General features: G+C 59.4%; 20 protein-coding genes. 12 read left to right on the forward strand and 8 right to left on the reverse strand.

Translation table 11 applies throughout. The features are described from left to right. Positions 1-118: 118 nt before the first annotated feature. Positions 119-1,261: a CRISPR-associated endoribonuclease Cas6 gene (cas6, locus tag ACVWZJ_RS11245; protein WP_041437102.1), complete on the reverse strand. Its 1,143-nt coding sequence runs from the start codon at positions 1,259-1,261 to the stop codon at positions 119-121. A 559-nt stretch (positions 1,262-1,820) separates the two neighbouring features. Between cas6 and cas10 the strand changes: the two genes are divergently transcribed. The 11 genes from cas10 (at position 1,821) to ACVWZJ_RS11300 (ending at position 12,286) form a co-directional block, all read left to right on the forward strand. Then, positions 1,821-4,031 (forward strand): type III-B CRISPR-associated protein Cas10/Cmr2, encoded by a 2,211-nt coding sequence (gene cas10 / locus ACVWZJ_RS11250; RefSeq protein WP_011432244.1) that lies wholly within the window; start codon positions 1,821-1,823, stop codon positions 4,029-4,031. After that, positions 4,031-4,753, forward strand: a complete 723-nt coding sequence (locus ACVWZJ_RS11255) for an RAMP superfamily CRISPR-associated protein (protein ID WP_457396086.1) — start codon at positions 4,031-4,033, stop codon at positions 4,751-4,753. The genes cas10 and ACVWZJ_RS11255 overlap by 1 nt, the downstream gene beginning before the upstream one ends. Further along, positions 4,753-5,985: a type III-D CRISPR-associated RAMP protein Csx10 gene (gene csx10, locus ACVWZJ_RS11260; protein WP_414344022.1), complete on the forward strand. Its 1,233-nt coding sequence runs from the start codon at positions 4,753-4,755 to the stop codon at positions 5,983-5,985. Before ACVWZJ_RS11255 ends, csx10 begins: the two co-directional genes overlap by 1 nt. Then, positions 5,982-6,422, forward strand: a complete 441-nt coding sequence (locus ACVWZJ_RS11265) for a hypothetical protein (RefSeq protein WP_457396087.1) — start codon at positions 5,982-5,984, stop codon at positions 6,420-6,422. Before csx10 ends, ACVWZJ_RS11265 begins: the two co-directional genes overlap by 4 nt. A 3-nt stretch (positions 6,423-6,425) precedes the next feature. Next, positions 6,426-7,073: a hypothetical protein gene (locus ACVWZJ_RS11270; protein WP_414329367.1), complete on the forward strand. Its 648-nt coding sequence runs from the start codon at positions 6,426-6,428 to the stop codon at positions 7,071-7,073. 19 nt (positions 7,074-7,092) lie between these two features. Continuing rightward, positions 7,093-7,944, forward strand: a complete 852-nt coding sequence (gene csx7, locus ACVWZJ_RS11275; RefSeq protein WP_011432239.1) for a type III CRISPR-associated RAMP protein Csx7 — start codon at positions 7,093-7,095, stop codon at positions 7,942-7,944. Positions 7,945-8,110: 166 nt separating this feature from the next. Continuing rightward, positions 8,111-9,085: an RAMP superfamily CRISPR-associated protein gene (locus tag ACVWZJ_RS11280; RefSeq protein WP_457396089.1), complete on the forward strand. Its 975-nt coding sequence runs from the start codon at positions 8,111-8,113 to the stop codon at positions 9,083-9,085. After that, entirely contained in the window at positions 9,082-9,534 is a 453-nt protein-coding gene (locus ACVWZJ_RS11285; RefSeq protein ID WP_457396090.1) for a hypothetical protein, read from the forward strand. The genes ACVWZJ_RS11280 and ACVWZJ_RS11285 overlap by 4 nt, the downstream gene beginning before the upstream one ends. A 95-nt stretch (positions 9,535-9,629) precedes the next feature. Next, positions 9,630-10,616, forward strand: coding sequence for an RAMP superfamily CRISPR-associated protein (locus ACVWZJ_RS11290; RefSeq protein WP_457396091.1), 987 nt, complete (start codon positions 9,630-9,632; stop codon positions 10,614-10,616). 10 nt (positions 10,617-10,626) lie between these two features. Further along, the gene (locus ACVWZJ_RS11295; protein ID WP_457396093.1) at positions 10,627-11,379 is read left to right on the forward strand and encodes a hypothetical protein; all 753 of its coding nucleotides are present in this window, start codon (positions 10,627-10,629) and stop codon (positions 11,377-11,379) included. 10 nt (positions 11,380-11,389) lie between these two features. Then, positions 11,390-12,286, forward strand: a complete 897-nt coding sequence (locus ACVWZJ_RS11300; protein WP_457388303.1) for a putative CRISPR-associated protein — start codon at positions 11,390-11,392, stop codon at positions 12,284-12,286. A gap of 1,136 nt (positions 12,287-13,422) precedes the next feature. On the opposite strand, the gene ACVWZJ_RS11305 is transcribed toward ACVWZJ_RS11300, so the two are convergent. From ACVWZJ_RS11305 to ACVWZJ_RS11335, 7 genes are all read right to left on the reverse strand, one after another. Next, complete coding sequence (locus ACVWZJ_RS11305) at positions 13,423-14,109, reverse strand: VanW family protein (RefSeq protein WP_457396095.1); 687 nt, start codon at positions 14,107-14,109, stop codon at positions 13,423-13,425. A gap of 1 nt (position 14,110) precedes the next feature. Next, complete coding sequence (locus tag ACVWZJ_RS11310; protein WP_457396097.1) at positions 14,111-14,941, reverse strand: anti-sigma factor domain-containing protein; 831 nt, start codon at positions 14,939-14,941, stop codon at positions 14,111-14,113. Between the two features lie 66 nt (positions 14,942-15,007). Further along, positions 15,008-15,697 (reverse strand): sigma-70 family RNA polymerase sigma factor, encoded by a 690-nt coding sequence (locus tag ACVWZJ_RS11315; RefSeq protein WP_457396099.1) that lies wholly within the window; start codon positions 15,695-15,697, stop codon positions 15,008-15,010. Between the two features lie 83 nt (positions 15,698-15,780). Then, a complete protein-coding gene (locus tag ACVWZJ_RS11320) occupies positions 15,781-16,398 on the reverse strand; it encodes an ABC transporter permease (protein WP_414344038.1) in 618 nt (205 codons plus the stop codon). Next, on the reverse strand, positions 16,395-17,363 hold the full coding sequence (locus ACVWZJ_RS11325; protein WP_457396101.1) for an ABC transporter ATP-binding protein: 969 nt from the start codon (positions 17,361-17,363) through the stop codon (positions 16,395-16,397). Before ACVWZJ_RS11325 ends, ACVWZJ_RS11320 begins: the two co-directional genes overlap by 4 nt. A 25-nt stretch (positions 17,364-17,388) precedes the next feature. Further along, on the reverse strand, positions 17,389-18,312 hold the full coding sequence (locus ACVWZJ_RS11330; protein ID WP_414522398.1) for a glycine betaine ABC transporter substrate-binding protein: 924 nt from the start codon (positions 18,310-18,312) through the stop codon (positions 17,389-17,391). 480 nt (positions 18,313-18,792) lie between these two features. After that, positions 18,793-20,037 carry an HhoA/HhoB/HtrA family serine endopeptidase gene (locus ACVWZJ_RS11335; protein WP_457396103.1) on the reverse strand — a complete coding sequence of 415 codons (1,245 nt, stop codon included), beginning with the start codon at positions 20,035-20,037 and terminating at the stop codon, positions 18,793-18,795. A 284-nt stretch (positions 20,038-20,321) separates the two neighbouring features. Here ACVWZJ_RS11335 and ACVWZJ_RS11340 point away from each other — a divergent pair, with 284 nt between their 5' ends. Continuing rightward, positions 20,322-21,029, forward strand: a complete 708-nt coding sequence (locus tag ACVWZJ_RS11340) for a hypothetical protein (protein ID WP_011432227.1) — start codon at positions 20,322-20,324, stop codon at positions 21,027-21,029. Positions 21,030-21,055: the final 26 nt, after the last annotated feature.

Here is a 21,055-nt window from a genome sequence, read left to right on the forward strand (position 1 = left end):
TGGACTCCGTCCCGCTGACGCGAACAGAGATAGGCAGGATGCGATCGCTTCTTTCCTGAACCATGTTCAGGAGAGTTCAGCGTGAATGTATCAGGCTCAACAAAGTACCTCAAGTCATCTAGGGAAGACTGCTCGACGAGTAGTCCTGGGATCCAGACTGGAGAGAGCGGCGGGCCAGCTTGGCATAGGTCTTCACCGTCTCGTAGGGCATCTCCAAATCAGCGGCGATCTGTTGTAAGCTCTCTCCACCTTCGCGGCGGGCCAGGATCGTCGCCCACAGTTGGGCAGTTTTTTCGGCGCGGGATCCCCCTTGTCGTTGCCGCTGGCTGAGAAAGAGGGCGCTCAGCTCCTCGATCCGCTGGGCCACCTGCTCTTCCCGGGAAGGGACAGGGGAGGCGGGTAGCTCTTCGGCCAACCAACCCAGGCGGGTTTGCCCTAGCCCAAAGGGGGTTTTGTGGCCGGTGCCGCAGTAGGGGGCAAGGTGGATCAGGGCTTGGAGCTGCTGCTGCAACAGCTCAGGCGCACGGGAGGAGACAGCCAACTGCACACAGCCGATGAATCCCGTCACGGATCCCTGGCGACCTGCGGTGGTTTTGACCGATTCCAGACGGTGCCGCTGGATGATCACTTCCCCATCCACCCAATCCAGAAAAGGCTCCGCCTCGATGGGCAGACCGGAAAAATCGTTCCAACGGCGCAGATAGCTGTGGAACAGGTTGCGAGGGATCGGCAGCGGCAGATGGTGGCCCCGGTGGCGAAAGCTGGTGGGCGAGACGAAGGAAAGGCTCCAGGAGCGGGGGGAAAGAGGCTGCTCCAACAGTTGACGATAGGTGCGCGGGGGGATCGAGATCTGCCATCCCAGGATCTGCAGCGGGGATCCCCGCAATTCCAGCCAGGTGGGCAGCCGTTGGCACCACCCTCGCAGCCACTCCACCACCGGCGGGTTGAGGCCGGTGATCCACCAGCGGAAGGGGAGATGAGGCGGGATCAGCGGTCGCCCCCCCTGCTCGCGGAACGGCCCCATCAGCCGGGAGAGGGTAAAAGGTTTCTCCGATTCTCCATCGTGCAAATAGGCCGATAGCTGCGGGTCTGTCTCTTGCACCTGGCTCAAGAACCAGGCGTGCAGCCCTTTGGCATAGTGGGGATCCAGCAGGTAAGACCGAGGAGCCTGAACTTCCAAGGTGATCCCCACCAACTCGGATCCCGTCGGCCACTTGCCGTTCGCTTCTCTATCAGCAGATGGCTCTGAGAAACTCAGCATAGGCACAGCCCATTCCCAGTCCACAGCAACAATCAACACAAAACCCAACTTTCCATTGAGAAAATTTTAGAAGGGATCCCTTCTTATTGGGTTTACTCTCGAATTGCCCGTTGTACAGGCAGAAAAAATCTCACAATCTGAAGAAAGCCTTGAAATCGTCTGCAACCCATCGCACTCGAACTATACTGCTAGCAATCTAGAGGACTGAAAACCATGAGGCGAGAGCGTTTATCGGATATGGCTGAAACAATCGGTAACCTCAATGGCATCTCTCGGCTTGATTCGATTGGTTACCCACCCAACCGGCAAACCCTTTTTTGAAGGGCTTTGGTCTTCCGCGAAGGATTAAAAATCGAGGCCAATTGCCCCCAGCCTTTAGGGATCTGTCCGTCGCAGCCGATGGAAGCCCTGTCCAAGACTTGTCTTCCTTTTTCGCATTTCGCAGGTGCTGCTCATGACCCCTACTTCTGCTCCCTCTCCCGTTCCTGTTGCCTTGGCCTGGTGCCTGGCGTGGGGAGAACAGCGGGATCCCCAGTTTGCCCTGGAGACCTTGCAGCAGATGCGGGCCGCCGTTCGCGCCGACAACGAGGCCGGGATCCCAGAAGAGCTACGGCCCATTTTGGCTCAGGTGCGCCAATTTCAGGAGAGCATGGCGGCGAAGACCTTTCCCAGAACCCCGGCGGAGCTGCAATCCCGCTACCCGGAGCTGTGGCAGCAGACAACCCGCATCGGCTTGGTTTACGGGGGGGCCACCAAGATCAAGAGCTATGTCTTCGAGTCGGCCAAGCTGTCGGAAATCCGCGGGGCCTCCGCTTTGTTGGATCGCATTAACCTGGTGGATCTGCCCGCCTTTTTCGGGGATCCCGAGCAAACCTACCTGGGATGGGAAGGTTTGGGGAAAGAGTCTCAAGCAGAGCTGAGGGCCTATGTGGCCGAGCAGATCCGGCCTTGGCTGCAGCAGCACTACCCGGCTTTGGCGCAAGCCCTGATCCCGGAGCTCATTATCTACTCCACCGGGGGCAATCTCCTGGCCTTTTGCCCGGCGGCCCATGTGGACGATCTCTGTGAGGCCATCGAGCGGCGCTACACCGAAGAAACCCTCACCGCTAACGCCTGCGCCGTGGGATCCGCCTTTCGGCTGCTGGAACTGCGCTACGGCCTGTTGCGGGATCCCATCGAACGCACCCCCTGGCTGGATTGGCTGGCGCAACACAAAACCCATCCCCTGGTGAGAGCCTATTTTGGGGATGGCAGCGAAGCCAGATTTCAAGACCGCAAAAGTTTCAACGAGTTGGTGGGTTACCTGGCCGCCCGCTTCAACCACCGCCGCAACGGCAATCCGGATCCCGGTCGCCCCAGCCGCGCCCATCCCGCCTTTTTTGAAACCCATCCCTACCTGCGCCGCGACAGCACCGACCGTCGCCCTGCCATCGCCAAAGCCGACCTGGTCGATCAGCCCTGGCTCTCGGAAGCCACCGCTCGCAAAGCCCTGGTGGGTCGCCAGGCCAAGCGCATTGAAACAGGCAAGCAAGGGTGGTTCCGCAAGTTCCCCACCTGGGATCCCGGCTTTGTGGAAAGCTGGGTAACGCGATTTGCCCGCTTTCTCAACTCTCCCGCCGGCGAGCCCTACCGGGAGCGCTATTTGCAGCCCCATCAGGGATCTGTCCAGGGGATCGGCGAGGCCCAATCTCTACGGGAAGTGGCCAACGCCAGCCTGGGCAGCCAGGGCTTTGTGGCTTACCTTTACGCCGATGGCAACGACATGGGGGGCTATGTGCAGCAGATCCAAACCCCAGAAGCCTACCGACAATTTAGCCGGGATGTTTCCGAGGCAACGGAAAAAGCCGTTTACCACGCCCTCGCCCAGCACCTGCAGGCCCATCGGCTGCACGGCCTATCCCCAGATCCGGAAACCGGCAGAGACCGCAACGGCGAGTGGATCCACCCCTTCGAGATCCTGACCATCGGCGGAGACGATGTGTTGGTGGTGGTGCCTGCCCACAAAGCCCTGGAAATTGCCGCCACCTTCTGTGAGCAGTTTGAGCAGCTCCTGCTGGACACCTCGGCAACCTATGCAGCTCAATCTTCCGGCAAGGTGCCTCACCGCTACCCGGCGGCAGATCGGAAGCTCTGTCGGCTCTCCGCCTCGGTGGGGGTGCTGATCGCCTCGGAAGACACCCCCATTTACTACGCCGAAAAGCTCACCGAACAACTGTTGAAATCCGCCAAGAGCTACGCGAAAAAGCTGAAGCCCAAAGACAAGGACTGCTCTGTGGCCACCATCGACTTTCTCTCGTTGAAGTCGGTCGCCCTGGTTGTCTCCAGCATCCAGGATTTTCGTCGGGAAGCTCTGGAGATCCGCCAGAACAGCCACACCCTCAAGCTCTACGCCGGCCCCTATACCGTCCCGGAAATCCACGGGTTGCTGAGAACGGTACAAGCCCTGCAGGAGGCCAATTTTCCTCGCTCCCAGCTTTATCAGATTCGCAGCTTCTTGGAAAAAGGCAAACGCACCGCCACCCTCAACTATCTCTATTTCCGCAGCCGCCTGGGCAAAAAGGGGCAGCCGCTGATGGAGGCTTTTGAGCGCACCTGGTGCAAGGCCAAAACCAACGACGGCCACCTTCCCCCCTGGATGTATGTTGAGCCACAGGTATCCTCGTCAACGCCAACCTATGAAACCATCTGGCGGGATCTGGTGGATTTGTACGCCTTTGTGCAAAAACAGCCCCAGGCCGAGGGTCGGCCCGTTCTGGCGGAGGTGGAGTGATGGTGAGACTGGCAGAGCTGCCCCAAGCGGGGCGAACGATCACCTCTATCCCTTTGAGGGCCACCCTCGCCTCTGCCCTGGCGGTGGGAGCCGGCGGCTCCAGCGGCTCCCTGGCGGATAAGCCCCTGCTCAAAGATGCCTTTGGCAGGCTGATCATTCCCGGCTCCCAACTGAAGGGGCGGCTGCGCCACGAGTGCGAGAAACTGGCCCGTGGCCTGGGCTGGGCCATTTGCCGCTCTCCCCACCCAGAGCGCATGTGTCCGCAGCGGGAGGGCAGCGCAGGAAATTTCCACCGCCCCGAATACCAGGTGGAGGGCTACGCCGGATCCCATTGTCTGGTCTGCCAGATATTCGGCAATCCGGCCCTGCCTGCCCGCCTGTGGGTGGAGGATCTCGTCTGCGAGGTGCCGCCAGCAGCTCTGGAACCAACCCTTCGCCCTGGGGTCACCCTCAACCGCCGCCGCCGCACCGCCGAGGATCAGCGGCTCTACCTCATTGAGACCTCTCCCGCGGCTGAGCTGACTTTTTCCGGATCCCTGCAGCTTTTGCCCGATTGCCCTTCCTGGGGCAAAACTCTCCTGTTGGCGGCCCTGCACCACCTGATCGCGCTGGGGGGCAGCAAATCCGCAGGTTTGGGCTGGCTGCACTGGGATCCTAGATCCCTGCAGGCTCTCCAGCCCACCGCAGCCGATTGGGCTTTCTTGGCCCAGGGAGGGAGCTGATGGAAGCCATTCAACTCACCCTAACGGCTCAGTCTCCCTTGGCCATCGGTCGGCAAAAGCCGGGCGGCTCCATCAGCGAGGCCCAGGATTACATTCCCGGCAGCGTGATTCGCGGTGCTCTGGCCGACCTCATGCTCAGCCAAACCCAACATCGCCCTGCCGAGGCGCTGGAAGGAGATTTGGCCGCCCTGTTTACGGCAGCTCGGCCTGCTGTGTTTACCCACGCCTATCCGGGATCCGGCAGCAAGGTCTTGCCGGCCACGGCCTTCAGCTCGAAAAACAATCCCGGCTTCCGCTCAGAGGCGGGCAAAACGGGGGTGTTCGACACGCTCCTGGATCGCTTCTGCTCACAGCGGCTGGGGATCCCGTTCGATCCCACAGAGCCGGACGGTTCCGGGGGAAGAGTGGAGCCCTTCGGGGGGTTCTACAGCCAGCAGGAGTCTGACCTGGGGCCCCGCTACGAACGAGCTGCTGTGTCCAAACGCCTGCTCACGCGGGTGGGGATCAACCGTCGCCGCGCCACTGCTGCCGACCAAATCCTCTACAGCCTAGAGGTGATGAACGAGGGCAAAGCCCGCCCCAATGGGCATCTGGAGCGCTCCCTTTTCAGCGGCTACATCTACCTGCGGGATCCCGAGCTGGCCGAGACCCTCACCCGCTACCTCAACGCCCACGCCCACCTGCTGCGCTTGGGAGGAGGGGTGTCGCGGGGATTGGGCCGGGTCAACGTCACGGCTCGGCGTCTGGCTGCTCCCCGGCCTTCCCTGGCCCAGCGGGTGGAAGCCTTCAACCAAAAGCTGCGGCAGCGCTGGCAACAATGGCAGGTGTTCGGGGATCCCTGGCAGCCCCTTCCGCCGGAGCGGCAGTATTTCTCCATTGGGCTGCAGTCGGGGGCCATTCTCAAAGAGCGCTGGCAACGCACCACCGTGCTCACCCCCCAGATGCTCCAGGAAGAGGCCAACTGCGAAGATGGATCCCTGGCTTTGGAGCTGGCCTTCAGCAGCTACGCCTATGTCTCCGGCTGGAACGCTGCCTGGGGTCTGTTCAAAGATGTAGAATTGGTAACCACGCAGGGCAGCGTCTTTCTGCTGAGCACCACGCAACTGGAGCGTTGGATCCCGATTTTGGCGGAGATGGAATACTGGGGGATTGGCGAACGCACTGCTGAAGGATTCGGCCAAATCGAAGTTTGCAGTCCGTTCCATCATCATTTCTGGGAGAACCCGCTATGACCTTCGCCACCAGCGAGATCACATCGGAACAAGAGCTCAAGATCCAACGGCAAATCCGGCTGGCCGAAGATGATCTGGTCGCCAGAATTCAAGCCGCCTTGGATAACTTCAGAGGTCTCAACAGATTGGAAGAGGCCCAATATCGCAACCTATTGCACGTGGCAGCTTCCACCGAAAGCTCAGAGGTGATCAAGAACTTTTTGCGCTACCAGGTGGGGCGCGGTGACAAGTGGGGGCGGGGCAAAGACTCTTTGGCAGAAGCCATCATCAACGACATCGACAACTGGATTCATCAAAGGGCTATAGCCATCGCCAGGGAAGCCGGAATTGAAAGAGCATCCCCCAAAGTCAACGAGATCAAAATTGACTTGATTCGGCGCTACCTGGGCTATGGGGCCCGCTACCTCAAGTACAAGCGAGAGGGAGGAGGATCCTAGACCGTGACCTACAGCAGTTTTACCCTTGAGAGAGCCATTTCGACCTTTCAGCTCAGGTCAAGAATCATCCATGGCCTGTTTGCAGAGGTTCCACCGACTGAGTGCTCCGATTACTTGAAAATAACCCTAGATCGCTATCTCGGCTTGGCCACCTCGGTCAACAGCGAAAAAGCCCGCTCCGAGTTTATCATCGCCCCTGTGCTGGGAGAGGTGAAGTACCTATGTCGGGATCAAATCTCGCTGTTTTCCGGCAAGGAATTCAACGTGGATCCCGAGAGGGGGTTGGTGGGCCTATGCGACTACATCATTTGCCTATCCCCTCTCCAACTCTACATTCAAGATCCGGTGGTGATTATCGTTGAGGCCAAAAAAGAAGACTTGATCGGGGGTCTGGGCCAGTGCGTTGCCGGTATGGTAGGGGCACAGGTCTTTAACAAGAACTCCAATTCTCAAGTAGACAGTGTCTATGGAGCAGTAACCTCAGGAACCAACTGGCGATTTGCAAAACTCGAGGGTGACCAACTCTTTATCGATGACAGGGAGTACTTTATTTCAGAAATTGCTCAGATCCTAGGGATCCTCTTGAGTTTTATTAAGGGCTCCGTCTCGCTTCGGGAATGGCAAACCTCTGCAGTACAAGCCTTAACTTGAGCAGCCATTTGAGGGAACAATGTTCGACGTTTTCAAAAACCGCTTGGAAATCACCGGCACCCTCACCACCGTGACCGCTCTGCACATCGGGGTGGGCCGCTCCACCGAACCCATCGGCTCGGATTTGCCGGTTCTCAAGGATGCGCTGGGCCGTCCGCTCATTCCCGGCTCCAGTTTGAAGGGGGCGATGCGCTCTCGCCTGGAAAGTTTCTTGCGGGGCATCAACCCAGAGCTGGCCAGGGATCCCGGCGAATTGACCAGCAGCGAGCAATTTCAGATCATCAACCAAATTAAAAATGACTACAAAGGGGACGATGCGGCTCTGACTCAAAAGCTCATTGAGGCCACCGACTGGGTCTCGCAGGTGTTTGGATCCCCTTGGTTGGCCGGCAAGGTGCAGATCCGAGATTTGCCCGTGGTGCCGGAAGCCTGGTTTGGCCAGTACCAAGAGCGGGATGGCGTGGCCATCGATCGGGATACGGAAACGGCGGCAGATGGCAAGCTGTACGACTTGCAAGTGGTGCCTGCCAGCACCCCCTTCCGGTTTCATGCCGTCGTCGAAAATGCCGAGGAATGGGAACTGGGCCTCTTGGCCATTGGCTTGCACCAATTGGAAACGGAACAGATCCCCCTGGGAGGGGGGCGCTCCCGTGGCTTGGGGGTTGTCCGCCTGCAGATCTCGGCAATCTATTGGTTCGACTCGGAAGGGGATCCAAGACGGCTGCTGGCCTACCTTCAAGAGCTGGTGGCCGGATCCCGACAGCCGCTCAGCCCGGAGCAGGCTGCCGCTTTGCGCCAAGACTGGGTGGAAGCCCTGGTTGCCAAATTAACAACGGCCTCTCAACGGCAATCGGTCGGCCCCCGCCGCTAGCCCTATTTCATGTCAGGAGGGATCCCGATGGTCTTCATGGACTCTACAACGGTTGGCGATACGGTCAGCGTTTTCCACCCCTATCGGTTGACAAACTGGACAGACTGCTTGCCGCCCCAAGCCCCTCAACCAAAAGCTCCTGTTCTGGTGTGAAGGATCCCAGGCTATGCACAAACGCTACGTTAACCATTGCACCCTCTGCCTCACCCTCAAGCCCGATGGCCCTGTTCTCATCAAGGCGGGCAAAGAAGGGGCTGACCCGACGAAGCCGGATATGGAGTTCGTCGAAACCTATCACGGCGGCGGGCGAACGGTCTATTTTCCCGGCAGCTCCCTCAAAGGGGCAATTCGCGCCCATGCGGAGCGCATCGTCCGAACGGTGGGCAGCGACAGACGTCCTGAGGGGGGAGGCTTCAAACTCTGGGCCAGCGATCCCCTCGACCAAAAGGCCAATCAATGGCTGGAAAAAATTGAAGAGCCCCACCAGGTTTACGCCCTTTCTTCCTTTACGGATCAGATGTTCGGCAACACAGCCATCGCCAGCCGGGTCCGCATCGAAGATGCCTATCCCAAGCCGGGAACCCCTCTGCGCCTGGAGGAACGTAATGGGGTGGCCATCGACCGCGTCTTCGGCTCAGTGGCGGTGGGGCCGTTCAGCTATCAAGTGTGCGTAGAGGGATCCTTTCAAACCAAGATCCACCTGAAAAACTTTACCCTGGCCCAACTGGGTCTGCTGGGACTGGCGTTGCGGGATCTGGATGAAGGCTGGTTTGGCATCGGCTTTGCCAAGTCCCGCGGCATGGGCACCGTTCGGGTTGAGTACGAGTGGGCGGTGGTGGACTATCCGGGCTGCCTGGTGGATGAGGCAAACAGGCAGATTCGACTGCTGGGATCCCCCCTGACCTGGCCACAGGGATCCCTGTTGGGGGCGGGCGAATTTTTAACCCCCGAAGAGGCAGGCAAATACGGCTTCCCCAAACCCGATTGCCAAGCGGTGCCGGTGGGAGCGGAGCCAATGCCTTTGGGATTTGGGGCGCGGCTGACCTGGGATCAGACGTCTGAGGCCAAGGTGGAACATCTGCTCGCCACCGCCGTAAACAGTTGGGCCAAACTCCTGCAAGCGGAGGCCAAAGCCGTATGAAACCAGCCTACGTCGCCTCGCTCAGGATTCGAGACGGGGGGGAGTCCTCGCTTTCCCAAGTGCTCTCGGCTTGTTTTTCCACTTCTGAAAAAACCTACTCCTTTCTGCGCTGGCCCCATCGAGTCAGCGGCATTCAGGTGGGGATCCCGGCGGATCCCGTCTGTCCAGAGGGGCAAGTTTTCTCCCAACAAGGGGAACTGCGCTGGAAAAGCACCCCCCACGGCTGGGATCTGCTGTATCTGGGGATCCAAGCTCCCCCGGACTCCTTTATCCCTCTGCCGGGAGAGTGGCGGTGGGAGGATCACGCAGCCGACCTGTACGGATCCCAAAATCGAGAAACCCGCTTTCCCAAGCCCCTCAGCCATCCCCAAGATCTCAAGGTGGGCCAGCGCTACTTCCGAGATGAGCGAACTGCCCGCGTTCACTTTATTGCCCTGATTCCGAGGTGACCATGACCCCCCAAGGCCCTCGCCCATTGCCCAACCAGGCCGCATCTGCAAGATCGTCTGCCGGCAACAGCAGTCGAGGTGGAGGTAACCCAACCGTGTCTCCCAAACCCTATGAGCTGATCCCGTTTCCCACCCAGCCCCCCAAGCTGGAGCGGCCCGCCGGCCACGCCAAGTTCCACGCCGATAAGCTGCACGGCACCCTCTTTCTCACCCTGACGGTGCAGACTGCTGTCCACATCTCCACCGGCCACTTGGCCTTGGGCAGCGATGTTGGAGTCAAAGGGATCCCGGTGCTCAAAACCATGACCACCACCCCCAATGGAAGGCTTAAAATCCAGGGCAGCTCCCTCAAGGGGGCCATCCGGGCCATGTATGAGGCGATCACCAACAGCACCCTGGCGGTGATGATGAGCGAGTACCGAAATCGGATCCCCCCAGAGCGGCACCCCTGCCGCAACAAAGAGCAGCTTTGTCCGGCCAGCCGCGTTTTTGGTGCTCTCAACTGGCAGGGATTGGTGGAGTTCAGGGATGCCATTGCCACCGGCACCGGATCGGGTGGCGGATCCCTGCCCCCGCTGTACTGTCCTCGCCCGGATCAGTGCAAAGCTTACTTTAAAAAGGAAAACGGCAAAGTCATTGGACGCAAGTTCTACTACACCCACAAAAAAGCTTTGCAGGGCAGTTCAAGGGGAACACCCACCCAGCAAGCGATGCAAAACACGGTTTTCAAAACCCAAATCCATTTCAAAAACCTCACCCCTGCCGAGCTGGGCACCTTGCTCACGGTCTTGGGGCAGGATCCCAAGCATTCCATGCTGCTGAAGGTGGGGGGCGGCAAGCCCGTGGGCCTGGGATCCCTGCAGGTCACCCTCGACAAGATCGAGCGGCCCGGCAACCTAAAAGATCGCTACAGCCGCTACGATCCCCCAGAAGCCGATACCCTGGAAGGAAAACGCCTCCAAGCCTTTGTGCAAGAGCAAATTGGAGCTGCCCAGGGCTACATCTTGCCCGAACAACTCAAGCGATTGGCCGCCATCCTGAGTCCCACTGCTCTGCGCGAGCCACCCACCGGAGTGTACTGAGGGTTCCCCCATGCTGTCAGACACTGTCGATCTCAGCCCCCAATCTTGGGATCTCGCCCACGGCATCGCCATGACCTTGGCCAAAGAAAGGGTGGATGTCGACGAGTTGAGCAAGTGCATCGCCTATCTGCGCTCGGTTGCCCATCACCCTGACGCGGGATCCCGCTTTTTCCGATTCACCGGCGAGCTGGTGCGAGAAACTGGCCTCCACCGCAGCAACGAAACCCCACGCTACTACCGGCTCATCGACCAAACCTGTAAAAAGTACTTGCAATCTCTGCAGGATAGGCCGGCGGAGATGCTGCAGATCCTGGGCTGGGCCGCCCGCCTGGCCCGCTACTACAAAGATGGGGGAGTGCCGATCGGCGAGATCCCGCCGCCTCAGGGATCCCAACCCAACGACAACTCCGGTCACAAGGACTCCGTTCCCCAAGGGGCGGGAAACAAATCCCAGGACGACAGACAACAACAAAACCATCAACACCAACAAGACCAGGCCCAGCATCAGGCCCGCAAAGCCTGCTTCCAGATCGGGCAAAAGCTGAAGGCCACCATCACCAACATCAAGGGCAACGAAGTCACCTTCCAGATTCTGGACACAGACACCAAGCTCACCCAGAAGGAGCCCAAACGGGCGGGATCCCTCTCGGTGGGGCAAGAGGTGCAGGTGGAAGTTCTGGGTCTAAAGGAAGATGGCAGAATCCGCAAGGCCAAGCTGCTCTGGGCACAAAGCGGAACAGAGCCCTCGAAAAGTTTGAGTTAACCGGCCATCCATGCAGACCATCATCATGACGGTGGGCACCTCCTTGCTCACCAACCTTGACAAAGACCTGCAGCCGCAGCGCCCCTGGGTGGGACAAAAAAACATCGGGGATCCCCAGCGTGCTCTGGCCTGGATGAAAGAAGCAGACCTGGAATTGATCAGCGCCGAAACCAACACCTACTTGCGGCTGGATCCCACCTCGAATGATGCCTTGATTTTGCTGCACTCAGAAACCCCCGACGGATTGGAGTGTGCCCAGATTTTGAAGCTCTTTTTTGAGCAAGAGCTGGGTCAGCAGCAGGTCTCTTTGGTTCCCCTTCCCGGCATCAACTACGAGCTAGAGGGATCCTCACTGGAGCGGATGGCCGAGCTGTTGAAACAGTTGGCAGAGAGCGCCAGGGGGATCGTCACCTTTGCCGCTACCGGCGGGTTTAAAGCCCAAGCCATGATCATGGCTGTGGTGGGCAGCCAATTGGGGGTCCCGGTTTGCTACATCCATGAGCAATACAAATCCCTGGTCTACTTGCCCTACCTACAGCCGCAAGTTCAGCCCCGGATCCCACGGGCAGATCTCCCCGATTCAGGCCGAGATCGCTCCCAGATCATCCAAATCCGAAGCGATGCCAGCCATCACCGACCCCGCAGTTGGGCCAAAGTGGAAAGACTCCTGCGAGACATTCCCTGGGTGGATCTGGTTCGATACGATCCACACGCCTACGCTGCCCCCAAAAACAGCGTCAAAGCCTCAAACCGCAAAACCGAAGATGGCCGCCACATTCTGTGGATCCACCTCCACGAGAGCCAGGACACCCACCTCGCTGTCAGAGTAGAAACCACCGGCTACACCCCCGAGCACCTAGAGCTGGCTGCCACCGAATTGCGGCAACGCTTGGGCCGTCTGCTTTGAGTGTTTCCATGAATCCCGCTTCCCCAAAGGGAAGTGACTTATCAGGTATAGGGTTTTTGCTACGCAAACCTACATAAAATAAGGTATCGCATTCGGAACAACGGTTGATCCGGGTGGCGTGGAAGTTGCTTGCGGCTCAGGATCGGTTCCATTAACAGGAAATTACCGAGTACAGCGTATTCGCTTCGACCATCATCCGTTTCAACTACCCCTGCCAAAAGTGCCAGATCAGATCTAGATCATCACGTCTGCAGTTATTAAGCTTGTCTGAGACACATATTACGAACAACGCGAAAAAAGGAAGTAATATGGTAGAACATGAAAGCCTGAATACACCAACCAAACTTCTCCTAGTTGGAGTGGAGATCCTTTTTGTCTGTGCCCTGTTTCTCATGCGTCTTGGAGTCGCCGGTTGGCTTCTAATGATGTTTGGAGCGCTGCTTATTTTGCTGCTTACTTTATGGGCATTTGTGCATATAGCTTTGATGATCACATTCATTAGCGTTTTTGAATCAAGAAAGAGCGATATTGCGCTCTACCTCGCGACTCATTTTTTCTATCTTTGGGCCTGGTTATTTCAATTCGATGGCGATGATACCAGTGTAAAGTGGACTATTCGTCTCCTCCCATGCACGAACTTTCTGGAGCCTCTCCTCCGGAAATGGGGCGGAGTTCTATTTTTAACCACGAGTATCGCTACATTTGTTTGCTATTTGATAATCTTCATTTTAATAGTTATTCGCTTGGCTCGATTAATTTTCCATTGAGTTTTCATTAATTCCACTGCCCCGAAAGGAAGCGACTTCCGCCGATTATAACCCTTGCCCAGAGCGGGATCCAGGGGCCTAGATCGACAGGGTCTCGTTTAAGGACTCCGTCCCGCTGGCGCGAACGGCTGCAATTTCCCCTTATTTTTCTCCGCCGAGAGGCCTGAAACCCTTGCCCAGAGCGGGATCGACCGGGTCAACGGAAGAATCAGGGTTTGAGGCTTGTCGCCGACCCTGTCGCTAACCATGTTGGTGTAGAAATTAACATGGATCCCTGTGTGGAGGTTGCTGGGGAGTTGCTCCTGAGACGCTGAAGTAGGGGGCCAATGGGGCGAAAAAAGGACTCCGTCCCGCTGGCGCGATGAGAGGCTAGGGAGCAACGACATAGCGATCTTGGGAGAGGCGCTCGTTACCCCGATACACGCTCACCTGCAAATGCCGGGGATCCAGCCGGTGCCCCTCTACACGGATGGGTGGGATCCTCAGGGCGTGGCGGGATCCCCGTCCCAGCACGGACACAATCAGGTTTTGGCCGCGGATCTGAACTCGTAGGCGCACCGGCCAGGGGAAAGGGTTGCGCAGCTTGAGGTCGGCCAAGCCGTACCAAACGGTGGCATCTAAGCCAGGGGGCACCGACTCTACCTGCCGGTAATGGGGGTGCCTCTCCACCACCTCCAGCCCTGCCAGCAGAGCGGCATTGTAAAGGCTAGAGGACACCTGACAGATTCCTCCCCCAACCGAATCCAGGGTTTCGGCCACCATAAACACCGGCGCAGGCACATAGCCTCGTTCCAGGCTGCGCGGCCCCACCACTTGGTTGAAGGAAAAAATCGCTCCTGCCTGTTCCTGTGAGCGTGTCGCAGGCATGATGTAAACTCCATCCAGGCTTTGGACGGCTCGGCGAATGTTGTGGAGTTGAGAAGGAGTGCGCTCCTGCAAAGAAGTAACGTATTGGCTTAGGGTTGTTGGCGTGGGATCCGTCCACCACAAGGCCAGAAGGGCCAGTAGCGCCCCCACCAGCACAGCCAACCTCCGCAGGTCAACCCTTCCTCTCACCTCACACCTTGCCCGTCAGAAGGGGTTTCAAGGACTCCGTCCGAGTAGCGCGAGCGGGCAGTTGGCGGGAACCGGTCGCGACCAGCAGCTCTTGGGCGCGGGTACCTGCCGGCAACGTGCGGGATGGGCGTAGGGCCACCAGAGCAGAGCCTTGAGCATCCACCTGAAAGTCACCACAGTGGAGGAACTCGCCATTATCCAGCTTGAGCCAGAGGGAGTAGCGCTCCCCCGCCACCGGTTGGGGCAGATCCCGTGCGGCCAAGATAACCTCCTGCCAGTCTCCTGGGCGAAACAGCACATTGGCCGTCCCCACCTCCCCCTGCAAATGCACCAGACGGGATCCCGGCTGTTGCAGGAGATGGGATAATGCCCGCACCGATTCTAGCTGGGCCAGTTGCAGAGCTTGCCGCAGTCGCCAGTTGTCCAAGCTGAGCAGAACCAAAATTGCCGCCACCAAGCCTCCCAACCAGCGCCACCCCACCCCAAAAGCAGGCAGTGGAGAGTGAAGGGGGACTGCCATCTCCTGCTCGCGTAAGCCGATAGCCCCCACCTCTGCCATCACCTGGTCGCGCAAGCTGGCAGGCGGGAGTACTCCTGGCAATCCGTAGGGCAACAATTCCAAGGTTTCTTGCAAGGCTTGCAGTTCGGCCACCAGCCGAGGGTCTTGAGTTAGGCGTGCCTCTAGAGCACTCGCCTGCTCGGGAGACAAGTCCCCCAGCAGATAGCCGGCCAGTTCTTCCCGTTCCTCTGTTAAAGGGGGCGAGGTGGATAAGGACTCCGTCCCGCTGACGCGATAGGACTCCGTCCCGCTGACGCGATCAGACATGGCCATCCCGACACCAGAACTCAACTCCAAACCTAGGACTCCGTCCCGCTGACGCGAAAGGACGCGGTCCCGCTAACGCGAGCAGAAACCCAGAAGGGCGCGCAGGGATCCCCGCAATTTGCAGAGAGCTTGGCGAGAGCGGGTCTTAACCGTCCCCAACGGGATCCCCAATTGGCGAGCAATGTCCGCCTGGCTCAACCCTTGGTAATAGAGCAACTCCAGGATCTGCCGTTGGTTTTCGGGCAATTGGCCGAGGGCCGCTTGCACCGCTTGCCGCCGCTCCTCGATGGAAACCTGCTCAAAAGGGAACCGAGTCTTGCTAAAGGACTCCGTCCCGCTGACGCGAAAGGACTCCGTCCCGCTGACGCGATCGGCGCTGAGAATGGTCTGCCAGCGTTTCAAAAGAAGTTGGTGGCTGCCCTGAGAACGCAGACGGTCAATGGCCCGCGAGCGGGTCAGCACGCATAAAAAACTGCTCAGGGATCCCCGCCGCTCGCGCGACTCGGACGGAGTCCTTGGATCACAGCCAACCTTGCGCCACAGCTCGACAAACACCTCCTGAGTCAGGTCTTCTGCCTCGGCCACGTGGCCCAGGATCTTGAAGGCCAGCCCATAGACCAAGCCGGCATAGCGATCGTAGAGCGCAGCCAGAGCAGCAGGTTGCCCCGCCTTGAGCGCTTCCATCAGCTCCCAATCGGCGCGGGATGACCAATCTCTCACCCGCTCACGCCAGCGGGACGGAGTCCCTGGTTGCTCACCCATGCTACACCCAGTTTCGCCCCACACAACTAGAGGATAAACCTGCCCGATCGCGCCAGCGGGACGGAGTCCTTAAGTCTACCCCCTCAACCACGACGGGCCGCCCATTCCAGGCTGAGCAAGGCTGTGTTCACCAGCAAGGCCAGGGATCCCACCGCCAGGGATCCGGCCCAGATCTTGTCGTAGCGACCGGCCTGGGCAATGCCATCGAACAGCAGGGTTCCCAGTCCCCCTGCCCCAAACTTGGCGCCCACGGTGGCAATGGCAATGGCCACAATTGCCGCCAGCCGCAGCCCTGCCAAAACAATGGGCAGCATGAGCGGCACCTGCACCTGCCACCACCGTTGCCAGAGGTTCATCCCCATGCCCTTGGCCGCTTCCAGGATGGCAGGCTCGACCGAGCGCAGGCCCACGCAAAAATGGCGCACCAAGATCACCTGCGTGTAGATCACCATCGCCACCACCACCGAGCGGGCATTGAGGCCAAGCCAGGGCACCAACAAAATGATCAAAGCCAGGCTGGGCACTGTGTACAGGATGCTGAGGATCCCCATGACCGGCAGGGCCAACCAGCGCACGTGGTGAACCAGCAGAGCCAGCGGCACCGCCAGCACCACCGCCATGCCCAAGGTCATCCCCACCATCGCCAGATGCTCTTGGGTGAGCTGCCACATCAGGCCGGGGTGGTTGAGGAGATAGCTCACGCGGATCCCCCCTCCAGCATGGCCAAGCTGCGAATGTGATCCAAGGTCAAAACGCCGATGGCCCGCCCGTCCTCCCACACCGTCAGGGCTGCCGCCCCTGTGCGCAACAGCAGGGACAAGGCTTGCCGCAAAGTGGCCTGGGGCCTCACCATCGCTCCCTCTTGGATTTTGTGGTTGTGCGGGATCCCGGCCATCGCCGTTTCCACCCGCAGCACACTCAACTGCCGTACCATGTCATCTGCCCCCAGCAGTTCCCTGACAAAGGGAGTAGCCGGCTGGGTGAGCAGCCGAAAGGGAGTGTCGAACTGCACCACCCGCCCCTTCTGCATCACCAAAATGCGATCCGCCAGGCGCAGCGCCTCTTCCACATCGTGGGAGACGAACAGGATGGTTTTTTTCAATTGCCGTTGCAGGCGCAGGATCTCCTCTTGCAGCTTGCTGCGGGTAATGGCGTCGATGGCCCCAAAAGGCTCGTCCATCAGCAGCAGCCCTGGATCCCCGGCCAGCGCCCGCGCCAGCCCCACCCGCTGCTGTTGTCCACCCGACAGTTGGGCAGGGTAGCGGTTTCTGTACTCATGGGGGGGCAAATTAACCAAGCTGAGCAGCTCGTCCACCCGCTCGTGGATGCGCTCCTTCGCCCATCCCAAAAGTCGCGGCACCACCGCCACATTCTGGGCCACCGTCATGTGGGGAAACAGCCCCGATTGCTGGATAACATAGCCGATCCGCTGCCGCAGAGCCGTGACGGGAAACTGGCGGATATCCCGCCCGTCCAAGCGAATCTGCCCCTGGGTGGGATCCAGCAAGCGATTCACCATTTTCAGAAGGGTGGTTTTGCCGCAGCCAGAAGGCCCCAAAATGACCACCAACTGGCCCGACTCCACGGAAAAACTGCACTCGTCCACAGCCGGCTGGGAACTGTGGGGAAAGCGCAGCGACACCCGCTCGAACTCAACGGTGCTCACCTCAGGGCCTCGTGCAAGGGCAAGATTATTTCTTCAGGATGCCGGCTTCCACCAAGAAGGCTCTGGCCACCTCCGCCGGCTCCTTGCGGTTGCCGCTCACCTCGTAGTTCAACCGCTGCATCACCTCGTCCGTCAGCAGGGGGGAAAGGGCATTTAAGGCAGCGGCAATGCCGGGGTTGGCCTCTAGGGTGTCCTTGCGCACCACCGGCGCCACCTGGTAGGGGGGGAAAAGCTGCTTGTCATCCTCCAGCAGCACCAGGTCAAAGGCGGCAATTTCTCCATCGGTGCCGAAGGCCACTGCCACATCCGCTTCCCCATTGACCAAGCCCTGGTAGCGGAGGCCGGGATCCACTGCTTTGTAGGCCTTGAGCCGGAAATTACCGTAGACGGCTTGGATCCCAGGTAGGCCATCCTCGCGGGCTTGAAACTCCGGCGGCCCGATCATCACCAGCTCGCCCGCTTTGGCCACCATGTCCGAGATGGTGGCAATGCCCAGCTCAGCCGCTCTGGCGCGGGTCATGGCCAGGGCCTGGGTGTTGTTCAGGGGGGCGGGATCCAGCCAAATCAGTTGGAACTGGCTCTCGTACTCGCGGGCCACCGTCGCGTACACCTCTGCCGGGTCGCCGCTGCTGGGCAACTTGAGCACTGTCAGCAGGCCAGTGCCGGTGTACTCGGGGTAGAGATCGATCTCGCCGCTCAACAAGCCCGCATGGGCTACCGGTGTTCCGCCCAGGTTGAGCTTGCGCTCCACCGTGAACCCTGCCGCCTCCAGGGCTAAGGCGTACATTTCCCCCAAAATAAACTGCTCGGTAAAGTCCTTGGAGCCGACGGTAATGGGCTTGGCGAGGCCCCCTAAGGACTCCGTCCCGCTGGCGCGATGGGGAGTGAGAACAAGAGCTGCCAGCCCCGACAGGGCCAGCAAAGCCAAGCGACGAGTGGTTTTCAGCATAGGCAAGGGGAGAAGGGATCCCAGGCTAATGACAAGAGGCCCTGCCGAGAGCGTTCCGGCCTGGGCCAGGAAGTTTCGACTGTTAAGTCACCATTAAACCATTATTTTCCCTGAGCCGTAACTGCAAGAACCAACCGTAGAGCATGCCTCTAACCCCCAAAACCCTGAACTTTGCTGAATTTACTGAGCTTTAGGCGGTTTGGCAAAAGTCATTGAGAGGGATATAGTAGACCAAGTTTCCCCCTGATCCTTGAGTCCACCGCAACGGTTGCCGGGAAGTGAAGGGGGAAAGCGCTCGGGGGGTATTCCTCAGGGCTTTGCGGGATACCGCCTTCCTGCTCAGAGATAGGCAGGATGCGATCGCTTCTTTCCTGAACCATGTTCAGGAGAGTTCAGCGTGAATGTATCAGATCGCCAGTACGGTCACTGCAAGTTGGTTTGAAATAGCCCAAGTGTAAGGACTCCGTCCCGCTGGCGCGATCAGCCTCCGCTGGGGGCCGGGAAAGAGCCTGTTACCGCGCGGATCTTCTGTCGCCGCCCGGCTCGCTCGATCTCCAGATCCAGGGTGCTGCCTACCTCAGTGCGCTCCACCTCCTGTTGCACCTGATCGGCTGTGGTTACGGCACGACCATTGATGGAGAGAATGACATCCCCAGACCGCAGCCCTGCCCGTTCCGCTGGGGATCCCTGGATGACTTCGCCAATCAGTACACCCTGATCCACCGTTATCAAAATGCGGCTATTGGGATCCTGGTTGAGGCGCTCCTTCAGCTCTGGAGTCAGCGTGAGCATGCGGATGCCCAGGTAGGGGTGATCCACCTTGCCGCGAGTGATCAACTGATTGGCCACCCGCTGGGCCGTCTCAATGGGGATGGCGAAGCCCAACCCTTGCGCTCCCTGGATGATGGCGGTGTTCACCCCTATCACCTCCCCTTGAGCGTTGAGCAGCGGGCCGCCGGAGTTGCCGGGGTTAATGGCCGCATCCGTTTGGATAAAAGATACCCGCTTGTCAGGCACCCGAATCTCCCCGCTGGAACGGCCCAAAGCGCTGATGATCCCAGCCGTAACAGTGTTATCCAAACCCAGGGGGTTGCCGATGGCAATGGCCCACTGGCCCGGCTCCAGGGTTTCCGAGCGCCCCAGCTTCACGGTCGGCAGGTTCTGGGCGTTGATCTTCACCACGGCGATGTCCGTAACCGGATCCGAACCGATGACCTGCCCATCAAAGCTGCGGGTATCCTTGAGCGTCACCGTTACCTTGTCGGATCCCTCGACCACATGGGCATTGGTGATGATCTGGCCGTCTGGGCTGATGATGAACCCAGAGCCGGTTCCCTGCTGTCGCCGCTGCCGAGGGATGGAAGGGATCGCTTGGCCAAAGAAATCCCGGAAAAAGGGATCGCTGAAAAACTCCTCCGGAAAAGGGGCAGGGGCGCGCACCGTCCGCTCAGCATCGATGCGAACCACCGCCGGCCCCACCTTTTGCGCCACATCGGCGATGAAATTCAGGTTCAGTTGGGGCGGGGTTGCCGTCGTCTGGGCAGATACCCCCTTGCCCCCCACCAGAGCCGCTCCCAGCCCAATGCCCAGCAGCACCAGCAGCACTGACGAGAGAAGAGACTTCCAAGTGGAGATGGCAAAAGGCTGGAAAGAGGATTGAGCAGGTTGGGCGGAAGCTTCTGACCCGGGAGAGGGCTGGCCCGGCATGGATGTGCTGCGCTTCATAGCTACAAGAAGAGGGTTGGGATGCTGCAAGACTTCGGCCCCACGCAGGGGAAGAAACCTAGAGCCTAATCTAACATGGACAGCAGGGATCCCAGAGTGGGCAACCCTAGCGTTTTTCCGTACTTCTATCTGGAGCGAAGAGCAGCGGAATCTGCTCACCTGAGGTAGCCCATTTCCATTCAGTTGGCTTTGATCAAGATAGGTAAAAGATAGGTAAGGCCCGAAAGGCTCCCGGTTTTGTCCGGTTTGCAGCTAGCGTAGGAATGATGAATGGGGGTAAGACCATGACCAACCCAGCCAGCCGCCTGTTGGCTCCTCTGCTTGGCGGATTGCTCTCAGCGCAGATGGCCGCCCCAGTTTTGGCCCAAATGGGGCCCTTGCCACCACCGCCTGCCGGTGAGGGATGGCGTCCTGTGAATCCTCGCCCCCTTCCCCCTGGCCCTCAACCCCTGCAACCTGGCCAGCCCTTTCAACTGCAAACCACGTTGCTATTGCGCTCTGGGGATCTGATCCAGGCGGTGCATCGCTCCCCAGAAACCCTCTTGATTGCCCCTGGGGAAACCCGTGCCGTCAGCCTTAGCTTGGATACCCCTCTGCGGGACATCTACGGCAACATGGTCGTCCCGGCGGGGGCTGTTTTGGAAGGCCAATTTCAGCCGGTGAGCGGCGGCACCCAGTTTGTTTCGCGGGCTTTGATTTTCAACGGCCAATCCTACCCCCTCTACGCTCAGAGCCAGGTTATCCCGCTGCGCAAGGATCCCCGCCACACTTCCGGGGAAGCGATTGTGCAAGATGCCTTGATTGGGGCAGCTGCGGGGGCCATCTTGGGAGGCTTGTTCGGCGACCGCGTGATCTCGACGGAGAAAGTGCTGGGTGGAGCGGCGGCAGGGGCTGTCATCGGCAATGTAACGGCGCCGGAAGTGGCGGTGATCGACGCCAATGCCAACTTGACGCTGACGGTCACCCAAGATTTTCAGCCCTACCTGCCCTAGCGAGCTTCTGAAAACAGCTCTGGCCA

It is taken from the genome of Thermostichus sp. OS-CIW-29 (assembly GCF_054058195.1).